Source organism: Pinirhizobacter sp., assembly GCF_035317885.1.
Classification (GTDB): domain Bacteria; phylum Pseudomonadota; class Gammaproteobacteria; order Xanthomonadales; family Rhodanobacteraceae; genus Pinirhizobacter.
In genome coordinates, this window is record NZ_DATHFX010000316.1 from 1 (window position 1) to 2,217 (window position 2,217).

The following is a 2,217-nucleotide window of genomic DNA, read 5'->3' on the forward strand; positions in this document are numbered from 1 at the left end:
CAATGGCGACACCGCATTCATGCACTTGCGTGCGCGGCGCCAGGGCGACGGGCCCGGGCAACGCCGGATCGAGGGAACCATCCGCGAGGTGACCACGCTGCGCCATACCCAGGCGCGCCTGCGCGAGAGCGAATCGCAGTACCGCTTCCTGTTCGACCACAGTCCATTGCCCGCCTGGGTGTTCGACATGCAGTCGCACGCGATCCTTGCCGTCAACGATGCCGCGGTGGCGACGTACGGCTACGAACGCGAGGATTTCCTCCGCCTGCGCATCGAGGATCTTCGGCCGACATCCGAACCGCCGCAGCCCGAACGCGCGGTGGACAAGCCCGATGCCGGCGATCGTGCCAACCCCATCTCACTGCACCATGATCGCGACGGCCGCCTTGTACACATGCGCTGTTCCGGTTCGCAGATCGAGTTCGCCGGCCGTGCGGCGCAACTGGTGGTTGGCATGGACTTCACCGGGAAAGTGGCCGCCGAGAGGGAACTGGCATCGAGCAACGCACGTTTCCAGATGCTTGCCCGGGCCACCAACGACGCGGTGTTCGACATGGACCTGGTTACCGGCGATGCATGGTGGAGCGAGGCGTTCTACACCGGCTTTGGTTATGCGCGCAAAGATGACAACGGCTTCGAGGCCTGGTGTTCGCGCGTGCATCCGGAGGACCGCGAGCGCATCGTCGGCGGCTTGAACGCTTTCTTCGCCGGGTCCGGCGTGACCTGGGCCGGTGCTTATCGCCTGCGGCGCAAGGACGGCAGCTATGCCGACGTGTTCGGCCGCGCCTACGCCTTGCGCGACGATAACGGGAAGGCCGTGCGTACCATCGGCGGCATGATGGACCAAACCGCCATCGTGGCCACGCGGGCGGCACTGGCCGAGAGCGAGGAGTCGTATCATGGGCTGCTTGCGCATATGCCGCTGCCCTTGCTGTTGTTGCGCAACGGCAACATCGCCTACGCCAACCTCCTGGCCGAGGAACAGCTCGGTGCGGCCGGGCAATTGGTCGGCGCATCGGTCGACCAGTACATCGACGGTGACCTGCGCCACATACTGGACGCGCCGGACCTGGCCGCGACGCGCATCGATGCCCGGGTATCGCCGCCTGGACGGCAGCCCTTCGAAGCGGAACTGTCCGTGTCGTTGTACCGCGATGCGATCGGCAGCGGCGTACAGGTGATCATCCGCGACGTCACCGACCAGCGGCACTACGAGCAGAAGCTCAACTACCAGGCGATGCACGACGAACTGACCGGCCTGCCCAACCGTCGCGCCCTGCACGATGCCGTCTCGGCCATGATCATGCAGGCCCTGGAAGATTCACGGCAGTTGATGCTGCTGTTCATCGACCTGGATCATTTCAAGTACATCAACGACGCGCTGGGCCACCTGGTGGGTGATGAAGTGCTGCGCCAGGTAAGTTCCAGCCTGCGCCAGGCGGTGGGACCAAGCGGATATGTGGCGCGCTTCGGCGGTGACGAGTTCGTCGCCGTGGTTCCGTGCAACGAAGCGGACGGCATCATTCCCCCCGTGATCCCCGCGCTCAAGGCCGCGATCGAACGGCCGTTGATGGTCGCCGGCATGCAACAGCACCTGTCCTGCAGCATCGGCGTGGCTTACTTAGGTGTAGATGGCGACGATGCCGGCACCTTGATCCGCAACGCCGACACCGCGATGTACCACGCCAAACGGATGGGGCGTCACACATGGCGTCGTTATTCGGCCGCACTGCACGATACGGCGCTGGCGAGGTTGGCGGTGGTGTCGCGCCTTACCGAGGAAGCCCTCTACGACGAACTGGAATTGCACTACCAGACCCAACACCGCGGCGTGCAATCGGAGGTATTCGGTGTCGAGGCCCTGTTGCGCTGGCCTTCGGGGCCAGGTGAGCTCAGCCGCCCCAACGTGCTTGTTCCCCTGCTGGAGGAAACCGGCTCCATCGTCAACGTCGGCCGTTGGGTGTTGCGCAAGGCGTGCCGCGACCAGGCGGCGATTTCCTCGATCATGGGCCATCCGGTATGCATGGCGGTGAACCTGTCGGCGTTCCAGCTGGCCCATGACGACCTCATTGGCCTGGTGCGTGATGTGCTGGACGAAACCGGCATGGAGCCACGCTACCTGGAGCTTGAGCTGACCGAGAGCGCTTTCCTGAGCGAACCCGAACGCGCCATCGAGACGTTGCGCAAGATCAAGGCGTTGGGGGTGAGCATCGCCCT

1 protein-coding gene is annotated in these 2,217 nt (G+C 64.6%); it reads left to right on the forward strand.

What is annotated here, in order from left to right; genetic code table 11:
* The coding region (locus VK519_RS10320) for a sensor domain-containing protein (protein ID WP_324349551.1) at positions 1–2,217 on the forward strand (2,217 nt) is incomplete at both ends.